This is a genomic window from Photorhabdus viridis, from assembly GCF_040256935.1.
Classification (GTDB): Bacteria; Pseudomonadota; Gammaproteobacteria; order Enterobacterales; family Enterobacteriaceae; genus Photorhabdus; species Photorhabdus viridis.
In genome coordinates, this window is the sequence record NZ_JBEJZY010000008.1 from 1 (window position 1) to 17,659 (window position 17,659).

Annotated in this window: 15 protein-coding genes and 1 pseudogene; 4 read left to right on the forward strand and 12 right to left on the reverse strand. The window is 44.0% G+C overall.

Annotated elements, in window-relative coordinates; all coding sequences use genetic code 11:
• From ABR397_RS04555 to tnpA, 4 genes and pseudogenes are all read right to left on the reverse strand, one after another.
• Positions 1-1,410, reverse strand: a 1,410-nt coding sequence (locus tag ABR397_RS04555) for a filamentous hemagglutinin N-terminal domain-containing protein (protein ID WP_350304668.1), incomplete at its 3' end; no start/stop codon positions are given.
• A 435-nt stretch (positions 1,411-1,845) separates the two neighbouring features.
• On the reverse strand, positions 1,846-2,163 hold the full coding sequence (locus ABR397_RS04560; RefSeq protein ID WP_350304741.1) for a tail fiber assembly protein: 318 nt from the start codon (positions 2,161-2,163) through the stop codon (positions 1,846-1,848).
• Positions 2,146-2,781, reverse strand: a pseudogene (locus ABR397_RS04565) (RNA-guided endonuclease TnpB family protein); the annotation flags it as partial. The gene ABR397_RS04560 and the pseudogene ABR397_RS04565, both read right to left, overlap by 18 nt.
• A gap of 86 nt (positions 2,782-2,867) precedes the next feature.
• A complete protein-coding gene (tnpA, locus tag ABR397_RS04570; protein WP_350304669.1) occupies positions 2,868-3,275 on the reverse strand; it encodes an IS200/IS605 family transposase in 408 nt (135 codons plus the stop codon).
• Between the two features lie 53 nt (positions 3,276-3,328).
• On the opposite strand from tnpA, the gene ABR397_RS04575 reads away from it, so the two are divergent.
• From ABR397_RS04575 to xni, 3 genes are all read left to right on the forward strand, one after another.
• Complete coding sequence (locus tag ABR397_RS04575) at positions 3,329-3,637, forward strand: zinc ribbon domain-containing protein (protein ID WP_350304742.1); 309 nt, start codon at positions 3,329-3,331, stop codon at positions 3,635-3,637.
• Positions 3,638-3,758: 121 nt separating this feature from the next.
• Entirely contained in the window at positions 3,759-5,126 is a 1,368-nt protein-coding gene (gene ppnN / locus ABR397_RS04580; RefSeq protein WP_350304670.1) for a nucleotide 5'-monophosphate nucleosidase PpnN, read from the forward strand.
• Between the two features lie 64 nt (positions 5,127-5,190).
• Positions 5,191-5,949, forward strand: a complete 759-nt coding sequence (xni, locus tag ABR397_RS04585) for a flap endonuclease Xni (RefSeq protein WP_350304671.1) — start codon at positions 5,191-5,193, stop codon at positions 5,947-5,949.
• Here the strand turns inward: xni and ABR397_RS04590 are convergent.
• The 8 genes from ABR397_RS04590 to ABR397_RS04625 all read right to left on the reverse strand — a co-directional run bounded on the left by ABR397_RS04590 (position 5,946) and on the right by ABR397_RS04625 (position 16,002).
• Positions 5,946-7,322 (reverse strand): TolC family outer membrane protein, encoded by a 1,377-nt coding sequence (locus tag ABR397_RS04590; RefSeq protein ID WP_350304672.1) that lies wholly within the window; start codon positions 7,320-7,322, stop codon positions 5,946-5,948. The genes xni and ABR397_RS04590 overlap by 4 nt on opposite strands.
• A gap of 2 nt (positions 7,323-7,324) precedes the next feature.
• The gene (locus tag ABR397_RS04595; protein WP_350304673.1) at positions 7,325-8,653 is read right to left on the reverse strand and encodes an HlyD family type I secretion periplasmic adaptor subunit; all 1,329 of its coding nucleotides are present in this window, start codon (positions 8,651-8,653) and stop codon (positions 7,325-7,327) included.
• Between the two features lie 66 nt (positions 8,654-8,719).
• The gene (locus ABR397_RS04600) at positions 8,720-10,444 is read right to left on the reverse strand and encodes a type I secretion system permease/ATPase (RefSeq protein WP_350304674.1); all 1,725 of its coding nucleotides are present in this window, start codon (positions 10,442-10,444) and stop codon (positions 8,720-8,722) included.
• 78 nt (positions 10,445-10,522) lie between these two features.
• Positions 10,523-10,918: a protease inhibitor Inh/omp19 family protein gene (locus ABR397_RS04605; RefSeq protein WP_350304675.1), complete on the reverse strand. Its 396-nt coding sequence runs from the start codon at positions 10,916-10,918 to the stop codon at positions 10,523-10,525.
• 52 nt (positions 10,919-10,970) lie between these two features.
• Positions 10,971-12,422 (reverse strand): serralysin, encoded by a 1,452-nt coding sequence (gene prtA / locus ABR397_RS04610; RefSeq protein WP_350304676.1) that lies wholly within the window; start codon positions 12,420-12,422, stop codon positions 10,971-10,973.
• A 1,101-nt stretch (positions 12,423-13,523) separates the two neighbouring features.
• Complete coding sequence (gene rlmM, locus ABR397_RS04615) at positions 13,524-14,624, reverse strand: 23S rRNA (cytidine(2498)-2'-O)-methyltransferase RlmM (protein ID WP_350304677.1); 1,101 nt, start codon at positions 14,622-14,624, stop codon at positions 13,524-13,526.
• On the reverse strand, positions 14,617-15,012 hold the full coding sequence (locus ABR397_RS04620) for a DUF423 domain-containing protein (protein WP_350304678.1): 396 nt from the start codon (positions 15,010-15,012) through the stop codon (positions 14,617-14,619). The genes rlmM and ABR397_RS04620 overlap by 8 nt, the downstream gene beginning before the upstream one ends.
• Before the next feature lie 63 nt (positions 15,013-15,075).
• Positions 15,076-16,002 (reverse strand): transcriptional regulator GcvA, encoded by a 927-nt coding sequence (locus tag ABR397_RS04625; protein WP_350304679.1) that lies wholly within the window; start codon positions 16,000-16,002, stop codon positions 15,076-15,078.
• Between the two features lie 448 nt (positions 16,003-16,450).
• Between ABR397_RS04625 and csdA the strand changes: the two genes are divergently transcribed.
• Positions 16,451-17,659, forward strand: a complete 1,209-nt coding sequence (csdA, locus tag ABR397_RS04630; protein WP_350304680.1) for a cysteine desulfurase CsdA — start codon at positions 16,451-16,453, stop codon at positions 17,657-17,659.

A 17,659-nucleotide genomic window follows, 5' to 3' on the forward strand; every position in this document is an offset into this window, starting at 1 on the left:
TTTTTTTCCCGTCAGGAAAATATCTTTTTCGGCTTCAATTTTGCTCAATTCCTGATTTGATAATATCTCACTGTTAATATAAATATTTCCACCCGATGTGAGGACACTGGGGTGCATACTTTTTAAATTATGTCCATGTTTATGTTGTGCTTCGAGGATGTTGAAATTTTTATCTGCCGGGTTGGGAGCGACTTCTCTTTTTTCAAAAAAATAGAGACTGCGGGCATTATTCAGCTCATGCGTCCTGACAACCAAATCCCCTTTCACGGTTTTTATCGTTGCCGATCTATTTTCGACTAATTGATTTTTATTTCCCTGCGCATCTTTCTGTATCCACAGATTATCGCTGGCTTGCAGTAAAGCTTTATCCCCGGTATTACGCACGGTGTCGCCAAATACCCGCATATCCCGGCCGGCAGTTACGCTACCTTTATTCTCCAGCGTGGTGTTTGCCAGGGTAATATCTCGCTCTGCTTGCACGGTAATATTTGGGGCAATATCAGTTTCTTTGCCGATAATATTGAAGTCGGTTTTAGCGTTAGCATTGCCTAATTCAATTTTGCCATTAACGTTTAAAGTAATATCACGCTGGTCGCTGGTTAACTCTTTCAAATTAACCCCAACGCCATCCTCAGTAGCCACCAGCCGGATTTTATTGGCATACATGCCGCCCAGCGCTTTGGTATCAATGGCTAATTGCGGTTTAGCGCCCTCTCCGGCAAGCGGGTTAACCGTGCCGTCTTTTAAGCTGATGCGGTTGGCGCCCTGCGTCAAAGAGAGCGTGTTGGCCTGAATCTTTCCGTTTAATTCCGTCGCCCGGCTGATGATATCGACATAATCCGTCGCTTTGCCCTCCAGCCCTTTGCCGCCAATGGTGATCTGGCCTTGTTTAACTTCCAACGCTTCCAGCGCACCCTGTTTGTCAAACTGGGGTTTACCGGTGGTCAGGGTTGCACTGGCAGTATTGATAAAACCACAGCCATCACAGGTAATACCGTTAGGGTTGGCAATCATCACATTGGCTTTATTGCCGACAATTTCCAGCTGACCTTGCAGCTCAGAGCGTCCGTTGCCGGTGACTTCATTGATAATCAGTTCCGCCGCTTTGCCATGCAAATTAGGGTTGGCGTTAAGTTGCCCGGCCAGTTGTGATTGCGCCGTTTGGGTAGCGTTATTGAGTATGGCGCCTTGAGTGGCAACGTTAAACGCTTGGTAGGTATTATGGGATATCCCGGCGTCATTCGGTGTGGCGATATTGACAACCGGGACACCGCCCTGATGTTGTACCTGTGTCTGGCTATTATCCGGCGTTATCCCGGCGGCCATAGCGGGATGAAGGGGATAAACGGCGGTCAGGTAAATTAAAAGATAACTCGTGGCCCTGACCACTCGGTTGTTGCGTTGATCCATCGGACTTTCTCTTTTCTTAAGTTAATCTGGTTTTGGTGATAAAACGGCAATATTTCCATAGGAAATATTGAGAATTTTATAGTGACATAAGCAAACTATTCTAATGTGTGATTATTTGTCTGTCTGAATGGATGGTGTGAAATGTGATCAATACTTAGATCTTTAATCCTGACAATGGGGAATGCGATATATTAAATGCTGGAAAGTGGTGATAAGGATGAAGGTAATCTTTTTTACATCAACAAAAGTACTTTCCGTTTCTTAATGATATTACATTCCCCAATCCAGCAGATGTAATGGGTTGACCAACAACCTGAAAGGAAGGGGCTTCCCGCGAAAAGCATGGTGATATTCCTGAATGATGTTGGTTAGACCACCATGTCTGGATTGGTATGAGATCAATAGCAATGACGTTTGCGGTTACACACCCTGTCATCACTTTGGTTGTTCCGGCCATACGATATCAGGGGCAATTGAGCAATCCACCCGACTGAGCAACACTCGGTATTTACGCCATTCAGTTAGTGTGGTTTGTTCTTTATCCGTAGCAATATCCAAATCAACGGCGTCCTGTAACGGTGCGATAGTATTTGCGGCCTGTGACATCAGATGCTGCTTCTTTCGTTCTGCCGAACGTTGCAGCTCTTTTTGAGATGGTGGCGGAATATCACCCCATGCGGGTAACCCATCAGAGCCGGCAATACGGCTCTTTCCTACCGGTGGACTATTCAACGCGAGCGGCATTTCCGACATCTTGCCACCACAACAATGACACCTTCTGGAACTGGCGTACCACTGATCGAGTTTCACCACATAAACGCCTTTTTGTTCCGCTTTGTATTCCAGCCTGCTGATGAAACTGTGCCAGCCTGTATCCCCAATAGCACGGGCAAGTCTGTGATTTTTCATCATGTTTGCCGTTTTCAGCGTCTCCACAATGATCGCCTGGTTTTCGTCAATCAGTGTACGGGAAAGCTTATGCTGAAAATCGGCTCTGGCGTTGGCTACGTGTTCATGGCACCTGGCTACCTGTAACCGCGCTTTCGCCCGGTTAGCGCTTCCTTTTTTCTTTCGGGATAAGGCTTTTTGTTTCCGCCGCAGATTGCGGTTGTTGCGGGTCAAAGAATCGCGGCAGAGTATTTACCCGTCGCACTACGTGTCATAGTGATACTTGATACCTTGCCGATGATTTCCCGATGGATAACGGCTTTAAGTCGCGTTTCGGATTTAACGATAATCCGCTGCGCTGGTACATGTGGCGGCTGATATGGAGCGCTTTGTTAAAGACGCAACGCACTGCACCGAACTGAGATTCAGAAATTCAGCCTGTTCAACAGTGGGATAGAGGCGGACTTTAATGGCTCTTTTCATGATAACCGCGCATTGATAGCATTCTATCATTCCAGGGATTTTCAGAGCGCATTTCAAATGAGTGCGCACAATGATGAATTAAAAAATTATCGAGGGCGGTTCTGCTGCTCAATATATTGCTTAACAACTTCAAGAGGAGCGCCGCTCACACTACCTGCAAAGTATGATGGCGACCATAGCGCATCGCTTTTCCATGCGGGTTTGTGTAATTCAGGGAAAAACATTTTCATTTTTCGGCTGCTAACCCCTTTCAGACTGTTAACCAGCTTGCTGATAGCGACTTTGGGCGGGAAATGAATCAACATGTGAATGTGATCTGATCCCCCGTTGAACTCCTTCAGTTCAACTTCAAACTGCCTGCATACGCCTCGCATGAGCGCTTCCAGCTTTATGAGATGCTCATTGCTGAATATCTGACCCCGATATTTTGTGACGAAAATAAGATGAGCGTGCATCATGAATACACAGTGCCGACCTGTTCGTATTTCATTCATAGACTAACTTTGATTTTATGATTAATTTCTGCATATAATAACACATTATGACAATGCAGACCAAAATACTCTCTGTCCGGGTTAAGGACAAGCATGTGAAGCTCCTGCGCCAGGTGGTGTATGAGGTGAAAGCGATTGCGCGGTCAGTGGTGTTTGATGTTGTAAACGAAAACGACTCCACCCAGACCTGTTCGTACTGCGGAGCTATCTCCGACGGCAGTCCAAAAGGTAGAGCAGGTTTGCGAATAAGAGAATGGACATGTGTTGAGTGCGGAGCAACACGCAACCGCGACAGAAATGCGGCAATGAACATTCTTACGGCGGGGCATCGCCGTCTGGTTGCAGGAATCGCCTTCTTTTAGGAAGGGGAGGATGTCAATTTTCTGAGTGCCGTTTGTTCAAAATAAGCTGAAATAGGCAATGTAATACATTCAGTTTAGTGATATTGATGTGTAATCCATACACGGTATAAAGGAGTCATTCTTGATCACACATATCAACCCACTCGGCTCAATGGATCTATTATCTCAACTTGAAGTAGATATGCTAAAGAGTACCGCCAAAAGTGATCTGTATCGCCTGTTCCGTAACTGCTCACTGGCTGTACTCAATTCAGGTAGCCAAACCGATAATAGTAAAGAGCTGCTCTCTAAATACACAGATTTTGATATTAACGTATTGCGCCGTGAGCGCGGGGTAAAACTGGAACTGGTGAACCCACCAGAAGATGCATTTGTTGATGGGAAAATTATCCATTCACTACAAGCTAATTTATTCGCAGTACTTCGGGATATCCTGTTTGTTCATGCTCAAATTACCAATTCAGAACAACAGCATCATCTCGATCTGGAAAATAGCGCACATATCACCAACAGAGTATTCTCTATTCTACGCAATGCCAGAACGCTGCATACCAATGAAGATCCCAACATGATCGTCTGTTGGGGAGGCCATTCAGTTAGTAAGCAAGAGTATCAGTATGGCCGTAAAGTCGGTAATCAGCTTGGGTTACGTGGGCTCAATATCTGTACCGGCTGTGGCCCTGGTGCAATGGAAGCACCGATGAAAGGCGCAGCTGTAGGTCATGCCCAACAGAATTATAAAAATAGCCGCTTTATCGGTATCACTGAACCCTCCATCATTGCGGCCGAACCCCCTAACCCACTCGTGAACGAACTGGTTATCATGCCAGACATAGAAAAACGTCTGGAAGCTTTTGTTCGCATTGCTCACGGCATCATTATTTTCCCAGGCGGCGTCGGCACAGCAGAAGAATTACTCTATCTGCTCGGCATTCTGATGAACCCGGAAAACCAGGGGCAAGTGCTGCCATTGATTCTTACCGGTCCGGAGGAGAGTGCAGACTATTTCCAGGTCATGGATGAATTTATTATTCACACATTAGGAAAAGAGGCACGACGCTACTATCACATTATTATTGATAATGCGCCGGAAGTTGCCCAGGTAATGAAAAAAGCGATGCCATTAGTGAGAGATAACCGACACAGTACCGGTGATGCATACAGCTTTAATTGGTCAATAAAGATCAATCATGATCTGCAACAACCATTCGAGCCAGCGCATGAAAACATGGTTAATCTCAATCTCTATCCCGATCAGTCGCCGGAAAAATTGGCAGCATCGCTACGCCGTGCTTTCTCTGGGATTGTTGCAGGTAACGTGAAGGAGATTGGTATTCAAACGATTGAAAAACATGGCCCATTCAAAATCCATGGTGATACTGAAATAATGCGCCGTATGGATAATCTGTTGAAAAACTTTGTGGAACAACATCGGATGAAATTACCAGGAGGCACAGCCTACGAACCCTGCTACGAAATTATCAGTTAAAATGCCCCAAGAAAATGATGTCTGCTCCACGGATGGAGCATAACTCTGCTGGATAGTGACCCATATGATACACCTTCTGATTGTTGATGCCCTTAACCTTATCCGCCGTATTCACGCGGTGCAGGGTAGCCCATGTATTCCCGCTTGTGAACATGCGTTAAGGCAGTTGATCCAACATACCAATCCCACACATGCTGTTGCCGTATTTGATGAAGAAGATCGTAGTCATAGCTGGCGCCACCAAATATTGCCTGACTACAAAGCAGGCCGTTCACCAATGCCCGACAATTTGAAACAAGAAATGCCGCAGATCAGAGCGTCATTTGAGCAACAAGGGGTTGCCTGTTGGCATGCTCAAGGGCATGAAGCCGATGATCTGGCAGCAACGCTGTCAGTAAAAATCGCTTCCCCTGGTCATAATGTGACCATTGTTTCTACCGATAAAGGTTATTGCCAGTTACTTTCACCGAATATCCGTATCCGGGACTATTTCCAGAAACGCTGGTTGGATATGCCATTTGTTCAACGAGAATTTGGCGTTTTACCGGCGCAGTTGCCTGATTACTGGGGCCTGGCGGGTATCAGCAGCAGTAAGATCCCTGGAGTTCTGGGAATCGGCCCTAAAACCGCAGCCACTTTACTGCAACAGTCCGGTACGCTGGATAACCTTTTCCAGAACCTCGATCAACAGCCCGATAAATGGCGCAACAAACTGGAGTCAAATAAAGAAATCGCTTTTATCAGCCGGAAAGTTGCGTCATTACGTACCGATCTGGCTTTAACTGGCAATCTGCAACAACTCCGGCTGACAACTGCAAACTAGCGAAAATAACCGGCTATCTTATCCAGATGTTCGCCTTTTAATTCTCCGGCCTCATTAAGCAGGCCGATCCAAGCTTTAATGTAGTTATATTTTGCCTGAGAAAGATCACGCCGGGCAGTATATAACTGTTGCTCAGCATTCAGGACATCCACATTAACCCGCTGTCCGAGAACAACACTTTTGCTGGTCGCATCTACCTGCAAACTGGCTGATTCAACAGCTATTTCATAAGCATTGATCCGTTTTTCGCTATTCAGGTACTGATTATAGTTACGTCGTAATGCATTAAGGATTTCTCCCGCCTGAGCATCAAGATCATATTTAGTTCTGCCGTATTGTGCCGCTGCCTGACGCACAGCGGCAGACGTCCCGCCACCATTATAGATATTCATGCTCATCCGCAAGCCAATGGTGTCGGTTCGATATTTTTGATCTACCGTATTATCGCTGCTGGATTCGTTTTCAGAATGGGAGGCGTAAAGTTCCAGCCTGGGTAAATAACCGGCCTGGTTACGTTGCACTTCATAATACGCCGCTTTCACTTCCTGACGGGAGGCGGCCAAAGCCGGATTGTTAGCTAATGCCAATTTTTCCCATTCCTCATAACGGCCAGGCGACAACTTCGATATCTGAAATTGTTTTTTATTCGATAATCTCTGTACCGGTAAATCGGCAGGCAGAGGAACACCGATAATCAGTTGCAAATTCCGAATTGCCGCATCCAAATCGTCGTTGGCCGCTATTTCATCTGCAACAGACTGACTGTAACGGGATTGTGTTTCCACCACATCAGTACGCGTCCCTTCACCAGAAGTAAACAATTTCTTATTCAGTTCCAGTTGTTTTTCATAAGCCATTTTCTGCCGTACGACTAAATCAATCTGATCCTGCGCATAAGCCACATCCACGTAAGCATTCACGACCCTGACAGCCAGCTGCTGAAAATCTGCCCGAAAACGTTCATTACTCATCAAGGTGTGAGCCTGACTGGCTTTATAACGCGCCAATATTTCAAAATCCATCAATGGCTGAGTTATCACAATCGCTGCGTTATAACTGCGATATTGGCGATCCCGGGTTTCAGTAATCCTATTTCCCCGACGATCATAACCAGCAGGATATTCCGTATGTTGCCAGTTCTTCGGTGAATTCTGATAAGACATCATCACCTTAGGTAACAATTCTGCTCTGCCAATTTTTTCATACTCAGCCCCCCCTTCCTTCTCTTTTATTGCAGCAAGAAAAGTAGGATCATTTTCTAATGCCAGCACATAAGCCTCTGTCAAACTTAGCGACCATGCAGGAAAAGAGAATAAACCGACGCTGAAAAGAATAAGCAAACCCACGGATAAAGAAGCATGATTCAATTTCATAATTACTCCTCTATCAACGATGTTGAAGCCCGATCCACCAATGGCTTAAATAGATAACTAAACAAAGAGCGGGAACCCGTTTTAACAAAGACCTCAACCGGCATCCCTGGCCTGATATCCAATCCTTTCAGTTTTTCCATCTCTTCAGGAGAAACAACAGCCCTCATCTGATAATAAGGTTGGTTAGTTGCAGGATCTACCAACCTGTCTGCGGAAACCATGACCACTTTCCCTTCAATTTTTGGCGTCCGGTTCTGGTTAAAAGCAGTGAACATCAGATCCACATCCATCCCTTTACCGATTTTATCCGCCAAATTCACCGCAACACGGGTTTCTACTTCAAGCGCCATCTGATCCGGCAGGATTTCCATCAGTTTTTCGCCGGGAGCAACAACACCACCTTGCGTAAAAACATTTAATCCGACAACCGTACCATCAACTGGCGCGACAATTGAGGTATGGGTAAGCTCAAACTGTGCGGTATCCAGCTTATTTCTGTATTCGCTAGCAGCAACCTGCACATCCGCCAATTGAGTGCGAACTTCCCGCTGATAGTCTGCTTTGCGCTGAATAATACGCTGCTGTGTTTCCTGTAACTGTTTTTCAAGCTGACCAGCACGTCCTACCATTTCCGCTATGCCGCTGTTGAGTTCAGCCTGCTCACGCAACAGCTCCAGATAACGGTTACGCGGGAAATATCCCTCATCCGATAAAGATTTAAGATTAGTTATCTGCTCCTTAAGCGCCGCCTGCTGCACACGCTTGCTGACAAGAGAAGATTTCAACCCTTTAATCTGAAAATCTGTGCCTTTAACAGACTGTTCAAGCCCTTCCAAGTCGCTTTGCAGCATTTCACGACGTGATGCAAACAGCTGTTTTTGCAGTACGATGATCTCTTTCACCCGGGGTTCAGATTGTAATTGCTGTAATATTTCAGGGAAAATCAGAGTTTCATCACCATGCTGTTCCGCCAATAAACGCGCTTCCGTTGCTAGTGTGGTATGCAGTTGATCCTGTAGCGCATCGACTTGGGCTTTTGCCTGCACCTGACTGAGCTGGACCAGTGTCTGACCCGCTTTGATTGTTTCGCCTTCAACAACCTTAATCTGGCTGATAATACCGCTTGCCGGGGCCTGAACGGTTTTACGATTGCCATCCACCACCACCACGCCTGAAGAGGCAACCCCCTTATCCAACGGCGCCAATACTGCCCAAATAAGAAACCCCAGGATCCCCACCCCAATCACTAACCATCCTAGTCGTAAAAAATACCTTTCTTCCAGAAGCAACAATCCTTTTCCATCTCTTACCGGCGTAATCTGATCAGACATATCCACTCCCGGACAGAAATCTCCGTCTCAGCTATTTAATATTATTATGATTGAATGCCTATTTACTTATGATGCCTGTGCTACTGCCTTGGCCGCAGAATGTTCCTGATTTTGTTGCGATAAAGCCGCTATCACCTGCTGAGATGAACCAAACATCTTCATTTTTCCCTGAACCAGCAACAATATTTTGTTTGTCTGTGACAACAATGACATGCGATGAGTAATCACAATCACTGTTTTTCCTTGCGCTTTCAGCTGGGCAATAGCCTCATTCAGTGCTCTTTCCCCTGCTTCATCCAAGCTGGAATTAGGTTCATCCAAGACCACCAATGACGGCTCATCATATAACGCGCGGGCAAGACCAATTCGCTGCTTCTGCCCACCAGATAACCCAACCCCTCCGGCGCCAATAACCGTGTCATAACCCTTATCAAGAGCCAATACCAGCTCATGAACCCCCGCTTTCTGTGCCGCCTTAACAACCTTTTCCGGCTCCACTTCATTAAAACGGGCAATGTTCTCAGCAATAGTGCCGCCAAACAGCTCAATATCTTGCGGCAAATAGCCTATTGAGGAACCCAATTCGTCTTTATTCCATTGATAAATATCGGCATTATCTAGGCGTACAACACCTTCCTGTGCCGGCCATATTCCGACAAGTAACCTGGCAAGGGTCGATTTCCCGGAAGCACTGGGGCCAATTAATCCCAGCACATCCCCCGCATCCAGCGTAAAGCTGACATCCTGTAAAACAACTTTGCTGTTTCTTCCCGGAGGCGCGGCAGAAACTTTATCCACAGCCAAATTGCCTTTTGGTGCGGGTAATGACATTCCCGGTTTCCGTTCTGGTTGTTGTTCCAACAGGTTTGTTAACCGTTGCCATGATAGACGGGCGCCACTCCAGCCTTTCCAAGCTTGAATAAGTTGTTCAATCGGTGAAAGCGCACGCCCCATCAGAATTGAAGCCGCAATCATCATTCCCGGCGTGATATGCCCGCCAATCGCCAACCAGCCCCCTAATCCGAGGATCAGCGACTGTAATGCCATACGCAAAGTTTTAGTGACTGAATTAATCACAGAAGCCCGTTCACTGGCAATGCGCTGGAAATTCAGAAAACGTTCATGCAACCCAAACCATCTCCGGCGAAGCACCGGCAACATGCCTAACGCTTCTATTACTTCTGCGTTACGTAAGTTAGTGCTGGCAAGGCTGGCTGAACGCAGAGAGAGTTGACTTGCTTCGGACAAAGGCTGACTGGATAACCATTGATTCAGCGCAGCAAGGGCAATTAATACCAGAGCACCTATCAATGCCAATAAACCAAGCCAAGGGTTAAAAAGAAAAATAACCAACAGATAGATTGGAAACCAGGGGGCATCAAAGAAAGCAAACAAGGCATTTCCGGTCAAAAACTGACGGATATTTGCCAAATCATTGAGCATCTGACCCGCATCTGTTGTGCCATTTTTCAGATTTGATTCATAAGATGCAGTATAAACACGATTATTCAGCTTCATATCAAGCTGACTACCGATACGAATGACAATCATGCTGCGGATATATTCCAGCATACCCATCATGGTAAACATGCCAAGAGTAATCAGAGTCAACATCAGCAAAGTGATTTCATTGCCAGATGGCAATACTCTGTCATAAACCTGCAACATATAAACAGATGGAACCAACATCAGCAGGTTAATAAAGGCAGTGAACAACCCGATAGTCCAGAACACCCGGCTACGGGCACGAATAACATCAGTAATTTCATCCTTCGGGAGATGTAATTTCACAGTATTTCCTTAATAACTGTTTGATATATTTTTTTATCTTTCTAAAAAAATCGCCATCTGACGCTAACGTTTCCCGCCCTATCCACTTTTCTTATTGGGCTTCATCATCAATTCCCGGCCACCAGCAAAGCGAGCAAACCAGCCATCCGACTCCTGAGCGAAGAAAGCCAAACCACTGCCCTGCTCATCGGTAATCGTGATGCCATCAGGAGTAGGCCGCCACCCGGCAGGTACCTCGCCAAACATATCCGTCAAGCAGGCGCTATCACCGTTAAGTGACCAAATTGACCCTTCAGGTAATGGTTGGTCAGTCAATGAGACATCACATTGCTGATGTTCATCCGACAGTCGCCACACGCCTTTTAATTCACTGGCGTATGGGAGATGAAGACTACTTGCCATACTTCCTCCGATAACACTGAATACAAGAGAAGCAAAGAGCACAAATTTCAGACACCAGGCTGAACAAGTCATTCCGCCTCCAAACTCATAACCGCATCCAGTCAGATGCGGTTGTGTTGTTGTGTTATGCAAGGATGAAATCAGACTCTAATATCGGCTCTCCGACAATTTTCACCCAAAAATCATCGTAGGAGAATTCATCACCTAAATTAATAGCGAAATCATTCACCTTGTTAACCGTATCATAGCGAAGCACTGCTTCCCCGACTGCGCCAGTGAACTCCCTGACAAACTTAACGCCGCCTTTCCCTGCTTCACCCAGATCGAACAACGACACATCAATCTTGTCCTCGCCGGAAACGAAGTCATGGATCCAATCACGCTCAAGAGGTGGTGATTCTTTAGCGCTCAGGTAAACAAATGTATCTTTGCCTTCCCCGCCCCAAAGCTGATCTGCACCCAGGCCACCGTAGATAATGTCATCACCGGCACCACCCTTCAGAATATTTTCTGCGTCATTCCCGATCAGAATGTCATTACCACTGCCGCCAATCGCATTTTCAATTGTTACGCCACGGGCAATAGAGACGTTTCCTTTCAGGCCGCCGACATCCGAGAAGGAAGTTTCATTCAGGTTGATACGCTGATCCTGAGTAAAACCAGAGAAATCAAATGTGTCATTACCACCGGCATCCCAAGCGGTGAACAACAATTTGCTGTTCTCATCTTTTGCAGTAAAGAAGTCACGATCAGTGTTGGAATTAAAACCATATACAGTGTCACCTGTACGGGTTGTATTATTAGCGCCATACACTTCCTGAATGGCAGAAATATCGTTAAGTAATGGTGCGGAAGAATAAATACCTTTAAAGTCTTGTCCGGTATTTTTTTCACTGAAATAACTCATGACCGTATAAGCGCGGCTATCTTCAAAATACGTGGCGCTCTTCTTATAAGTCGGTCTTTCCTTATCAGACGCATTGTAGTCAGCGGGATGCTCTAACCCCAATGTATGGCCGATTTCATGAGTAAAAGTCTGACGGCCATAACCGTTTACGCCAATATCATTTTCTGAGAAAGTGTGGCTTTTCAGGTTATACCAGGTTCCTGATTGTTTCGATTCAGGACTGGGAAGATAAGCAAACGCATAGCTCCCCCTCAAACTAACGTCAAAGAAACCAAAGGTAATGTGCGCCTTATCTGAATCAGTTGTTTCAGTGAAATTAATATTAGCGACATCAGTCCAAGATTGTATTGACAGTTTCGCAGCAGTTCTTTGTTCTTCATTAAATGCTGAAAACCCAGTAATATGCCAAGGCATATTCTCCGGTTCACTCTCCAGGAAACTATAATTTAATTGGAAAGTTTCAGACTTATCGTCGCCCTGATGCCCCCAGCGATAATCACCTCGAATTAATTCTTTTGCAGCATTTTTACTTGGCTCATGCTCAACAACAATATTAGGATCCTTACCTGGTACATAAGCCTGTAACTGTGTCTGAAGCTCATTTGCCTTTGCTGAGCCGATAAGTTCCGAGTATGAAATTTTCTTCTTTAAAGACATATATCTCTCCATAAATGCAGGACTTAGAATTTTTATTTAATTAAATACAAGTCAATAAAACCTGAGAACAATAGGCCCTCCTGGCCATACAAATAACAATGAAAATCCCTTTCACAACAACGTAACACTAAAGTTAATTATGTAAAAAGCAATTAACATATTTTTTTAATATAAACGTGATAAAAATAACATAAAACAAATAAGCGATTGTTTTATATCACATAACTATTTAAGACAAAAAAAACGCCGCTAATTTCTTATTGATATTTTATTATAACTAAATTATCTATTGTTTAATTGTCCATAAAGTAAAATTTAAAAATTTTATAGAATTCTTATGAATAATTATAATTAGCAATTATCACCGTCAACCAAATAAATAGACCAAATACCAGATAAAAAATTCAATCTGCTTGCAATATTAGGTGCTCTCGACAATCTGAAAGTAAATTGAGTTAGGTAATGCCCATATAAAACCAATACGTTATTATTAATAAAGGTGACAACAACCTTGAGAAATCAGTAAATAAATCATATATAATAAGATAATTAATAATTTATTTATTTTTAAGAGTTTCATCAAAATACAATTAAACTATATTTATGATTCACAAATAACAGATAGAGACATCAATATAGTTGATTGAAGAAAATTAAAAACAAAATATAGAAACCAACAATTAACATTTTGCAATATGCATTGAAAGAGTATTATATTTATCTGAATACCTATCGCAACGACTATTTAACAGAAAGGAAATATCTCAATACCCCCCGTAATTAACCAATATAAAATAGAAAACCAATTGATATATATTCATAAAATAAATCAAGATTATAACCGAATAAAAAACAAGAAAACATCCATTATAATTTACAGCCTTAATGCATTTAACTATTTCATATTAAACCAATATATCATTAAACGGTCACAATGATATATTGGATTTATTATTTACCTTAAGTAAAGCAAAAACCAACATTTACCAGATAAAAATAACGCAATATTAATTATTGCGTTAAATCGTGATGAAATTGCCTCAGAATATCTGAGGCAATTTGGGAAACTTTATTTTCGGAATTTATTCTGGAATGCAGATGAACATAAGTGAATCAATAATCGTCCCGGTTGGCTGCATAAGCAGACCAAATACGACGGACATGAACAGTTATCTCTTCTCTGTCATGATAAAGATGCTTTGCTTGAATTTGCGCATTTATACCATTTTCCTTTAATTGCAGATGCATTTTCTGCAAATTATACGCCACTTCTTCATAACGCTTTTTCATTGGTAATTTAAGATTAAAAATAGCTTCCCGGCACCAGCCATTAACCAACCAATCTGACATTAGCTGAGTTACTTTTGCTGGTTTTTCCACCATATCACACACCAACCAATAAATATTTTTTGTCGAAGGTACAAATTTAAAACCATCAACTTTATGATGTTTGACCTGCCCCGTATCCATTAAACTTTCCGACATCAGGCCATTATCCACAGCATGAACCATCATACTGCGTTTCACCAGTTGATAAGTCCAGCCCCCAGGACACGCGCCCAAATCAACCGCATACAAACCGCTCGCCAAACGCTCTTCCCATTCGTCATAAGGAATGAAAACATGAAAAGCTTCTTCCAGTTTCAATGTTGAGCGACTTGGCGCATCTGAAGGAAATTTCAGCCGGGGAATGCCCATATAAAATGGTGAATTATTATTACTGTAAGAATAACCAACATAACAACAACCCGGAGCAATAAAGAAAACGTGTATTACCGGGCGATTAGCGTTTTCTGTAATCAGCAAGATCTTTTCCTGACGCATCGCATTACGCAGCGGAACAGTGAATTTCCGGCAAAATTTCAGTAACTCTTTGCTCTCGTTGGTATCAGGCACTTCAACCCGCAACTCACCTGCACGCTCCATGACGCCCTGTAACATACCAATAATCGGGCTTATCCGATCTTCAGGAGATAAATCCCGCAATAGTTCACCCACGACCAACATTTGACGGGCAAAAATCAACTCGCGGAATGGTATCTCACGAATAAGCCGATCCGCGTCTTCATGTTGATAACACTCAAACAGGACATAACCACTGTTATCTTTTACCCGGGCAAAACCGTAAATCTCTTTTTGACCCGCTTTATCGGTGATTTCTGCTGCGCACTCTTTTTCAAAACCAGGGCGGCAATATAAAGCAATTTTATTCATGGCGAAGCGCCGATTTCCTTAGACGCAAAGCGCCAATTAACACGAAGAGCCAGCCGATAAGAAAGCTGAGCCCTCCAACTGGGGTAATATAAGTAAAAAATTTAGCTTGCAATAAGGCCATACAATAGAGACTGCCACTAAACAATAAAATGCCTACCGCGAAAAAGACACCACTCCAGTAAAACCAGAGAATAACCCTACGCATCAACATGGCAGACATCGCCATCATTGCCAAAGTGTGGATACCTTGATATTGCAGGCCGAGATAAATCCAACTTATCTGATATTTTGCCATCATCGGGGATAAAAAATGCGACACGACAGCACCAAACGCCACATAGAAAAAACCACTGAAGCCAGCAAAGATAAGCATTAAACGACTATTCACTGTTATCTTCCTTTTTCACATTATATCTGAGAGTTCTTACAGCCCGAATACCTTATTCTCTTCTTATTCTTTTTCATTGGTAATAAAGCCCAGTTTCTCTTGCTCACTGGCTGCCTGTGCCAGCACCCATTGCCGGAATGCTGCTATTTTCCCTAACTCAGCCTGATTGTCATGACAGACAAGATAAAATGCATTCTTACTCACTAATACATCATTAAATGGACACACTAAACGCCCGGCATCAATTTCAGTCCGAGCCATAACATTATTTGCCAATGCAATCCCCTGACCATGAACTGCGGCCTGAATCACCATTGCACTATGGCTGAATATCGGCCCTTGCTGAACATTTATCTGCTGCTGCATATCAAGCTGGCGTATATAAGCCTGCCAATTACGGCGGGAAGTATCGTGTAACAACATATGGCGCGCCAAATCTGCGGGAGTTTTCAACGGGTTTTCCCCGGTCAGTAACGAAGGAGCGCAAACGGGAAGCAAATATTCCGCATAAAGACGATCCGTTCGCAACCCCGGCCAGTTTCCACGGCCATAAAAGATAGCAACATCAACATCATCGGCGAGCTTATCTTCCTCTCTGTCTACCGCCTGTATCCTGACATCAATTCCAGGATAAGCTAAATTAAAGCTAGACAACCTTGGAACCAGCCACTGAATAGCAAAACTGGGTGAAAGACTGACAGTCAAAGCGCCTTTAGCACTTCGTGCCTGAAGTTTACGCGTTGCTTCATTTATTGATGTGAATATTTCTTTAATATCCAGATAGTAACTTTGCCCATCTTCAGTCAACAATAATGAGCGGTTGCGACGACGAAACAACTTCAACCCAAGGAAATCCTCCAGACTTTTCATCTGATGGCTAACTGCAGCCTGCGTCACAAATAACTCTTCAGCCGCCTTAGTAAAACTCAAATGACGCGCCGCAGCATCAAAAACCCGCAACGCGTTCAGTGGTGGTAAACGTTTGGACATGTGAGCCCTTATGCAATGTTGGTGATACCGGTAACTCTTTATATTCAGTTATTAGTTTTTGTAATCCGAATCATTATAAATTGTCCATTGAGGATACACCAGTAAATCCCTATAGTGGCGCCACTTCCTAAGCCGGAACGAAAAGTGAATTAGTTGTAACGCTATGAAACTTTTGGCTTTGTGGTTGTGATGTTGTGTTTGCAAGTTGTCTGGAAAACCAGACTATGTAGCTTAAGCTACTGTTTTTTTCACTTCCTGTACATTTAACCCTGTCTGTCCATAGTGATTTTTAATGCACCGCGATTGCGGTGCTTTTTTTTGTCATAATAGCGGGAACATGGCAATATTATTCAATATAACAACCTATCCATTTTCAGCCACAAGCAAGCGGATCATCATCACCAACAGAATAATCTGATCAATAACCATGAAACCTAATTAAAACACTATGAAAAAGTTCGAACCAGAACAGTTCCGCCGGCAATTCCCCGCCCTGCAACAACAAACTGTATTCCTGGATAGTGCAGCAACTGCCCTAAAACCACAAGCCATGATAAAGGTAACTCAGGATTATTATCAATACAGTAGTACTACCGTACATCGCAGCCAACACCACACAGCGCTGGAAATCACATCTCGCTATGAAAATACCCGGCAACAGGTTGCTGAGCTCATCAACGCGCCACAAGCCGAAAATATTATCTGGACAAAAGGCACAACAGAATCTATCAATCTGGTTGCCCAAAATTATTTCCGTCCCCATCTCCGGTCCGGTGATGAAATTATCGTTAGTGAGCAGGAACACCATTCCAACCTGATCCCCTGGTTAATGCTGGCAGAACAAACCGGCGCCAAAGTGATTAAATGGCCTTTAGGCAACGGCAAATTGCCGGATATCAATATGCTGCCTGAACTTCTGAACAAACGCAGCCGATTAATAGCAATCAGCCAGATGTCCAATGTGACCGGCGGAGCTGTTAATCTAACTGCAATAACAAAAATAGCGCACCAACATCGTTGTCTAGTCGTTGTTGATGGTGCTCAGGGAGTTGTTCACAATCCCGTTGATGTTCAGCAATTAGACATCGATTTCTACGCCTTTTCCGCTCATAAGCTCTACAGTTCAAATGGCGTTGGTGTACTTTACGGCAAAAGTGAATTACTTGATGCAATGTCTCCCTGGCAAGGCGGCGGAAAAATGCTTACCCACGCCTCATTCAACGGTTTCACGCCAGAGGCTGTACCATTCAGGTTTGAAGCGGGCACACCGAATGTTGCAGGTGTTATTGGTTTTTCTGCCACGCTGGAATGGCTGAAAGATATCAATATTGCCAAAGCTGAAGCCTATGCTGTCACACTCACCGACTACACCGAACAACAACTTTCCGCTTTGCCCGGATTTATCAGTTATCGCATTGCCGGTTCCAGCCTATTGGCTTTTAATTTTGCCGGCATTCATCACAGTGATCTGGCAGCTATTTTGGCAGAACAAAACATTGCCTTACGTTCCGGTCAGCACTGCGCTCAACCACTGATCGAAGCTTTAGGCATCAACGGCTGTTTGCGTGCCTCTTTTATGCCTTATAACAATCAGCAGGATGCCGATTCTTTAGTTCAGGCCGTAAAATTCGGTCTTTCTCTATTACAGGATGAATAA

Excerpts from the sequence above, each read along its gene's own strand:
- ABR397_RS04560 (WP_350304741.1), bottom strand. The coding sequence starts at position 2,163 with ATGTCGGAAATGCCGCTCGCGTTGAATAGTCCACCGGTAGGAAAGAGC.
- tnpA (WP_350304669.1), bottom strand. The coding sequence starts at position 3,275 with ATGAATGAAATACGAACAGGTCGGCACTGTGTATTCATGATGCACGCT.
- ABR397_RS04575 (WP_350304742.1), top strand. The coding sequence starts at position 3,329 with ATGCAGACCAAAATACTCTCTGTCCGGGTTAAGGACAAGCATGTGAAG.
- xni (WP_350304671.1), top strand. The coding sequence starts at position 5,191 with ATGATACACCTTCTGATTGTTGATGCCCTTAACCTTATCCGCCGTATT.
- ABR397_RS04590 (WP_350304672.1), bottom strand. The coding sequence starts at position 7,322 with ATGAAATTGAATCATGCTTCTTTATCCGTGGGTTTGCTTATTCTTTTC.
- ABR397_RS04595 (WP_350304673.1), bottom strand. The coding sequence starts at position 8,653 with ATGTCTGATCAGATTACGCCGGTAAGAGATGGAAAAGGATTGTTGCTT.
- ABR397_RS04605 (WP_350304675.1), bottom strand. The coding sequence starts at position 10,918 with ATGACTTGTTCAGCCTGGTGTCTGAAATTTGTGCTCTTTGCTTCTCTT.
- prtA (WP_350304676.1), bottom strand. The coding sequence starts at position 12,422 with ATGGAGAGATATATGTCTTTAAAGAAGAAAATTTCATACTCGGAACTT.
- rlmM (WP_350304677.1), bottom strand. The coding sequence starts at position 14,624 with ATGAATAAAATTGCTTTATATTGCCGCCCTGGTTTTGAAAAAGAGTGC.
- ABR397_RS04625 (WP_350304679.1), bottom strand. The coding sequence starts at position 16,002 with ATGTCCAAACGTTTACCACCACTGAACGCGTTGCGGGTTTTTGATGCT.
- csdA (WP_350304680.1), top strand. The coding sequence starts at position 16,451 with ATGAAAAAGTTCGAACCAGAACAGTTCCGCCGGCAATTCCCCGCCCTG.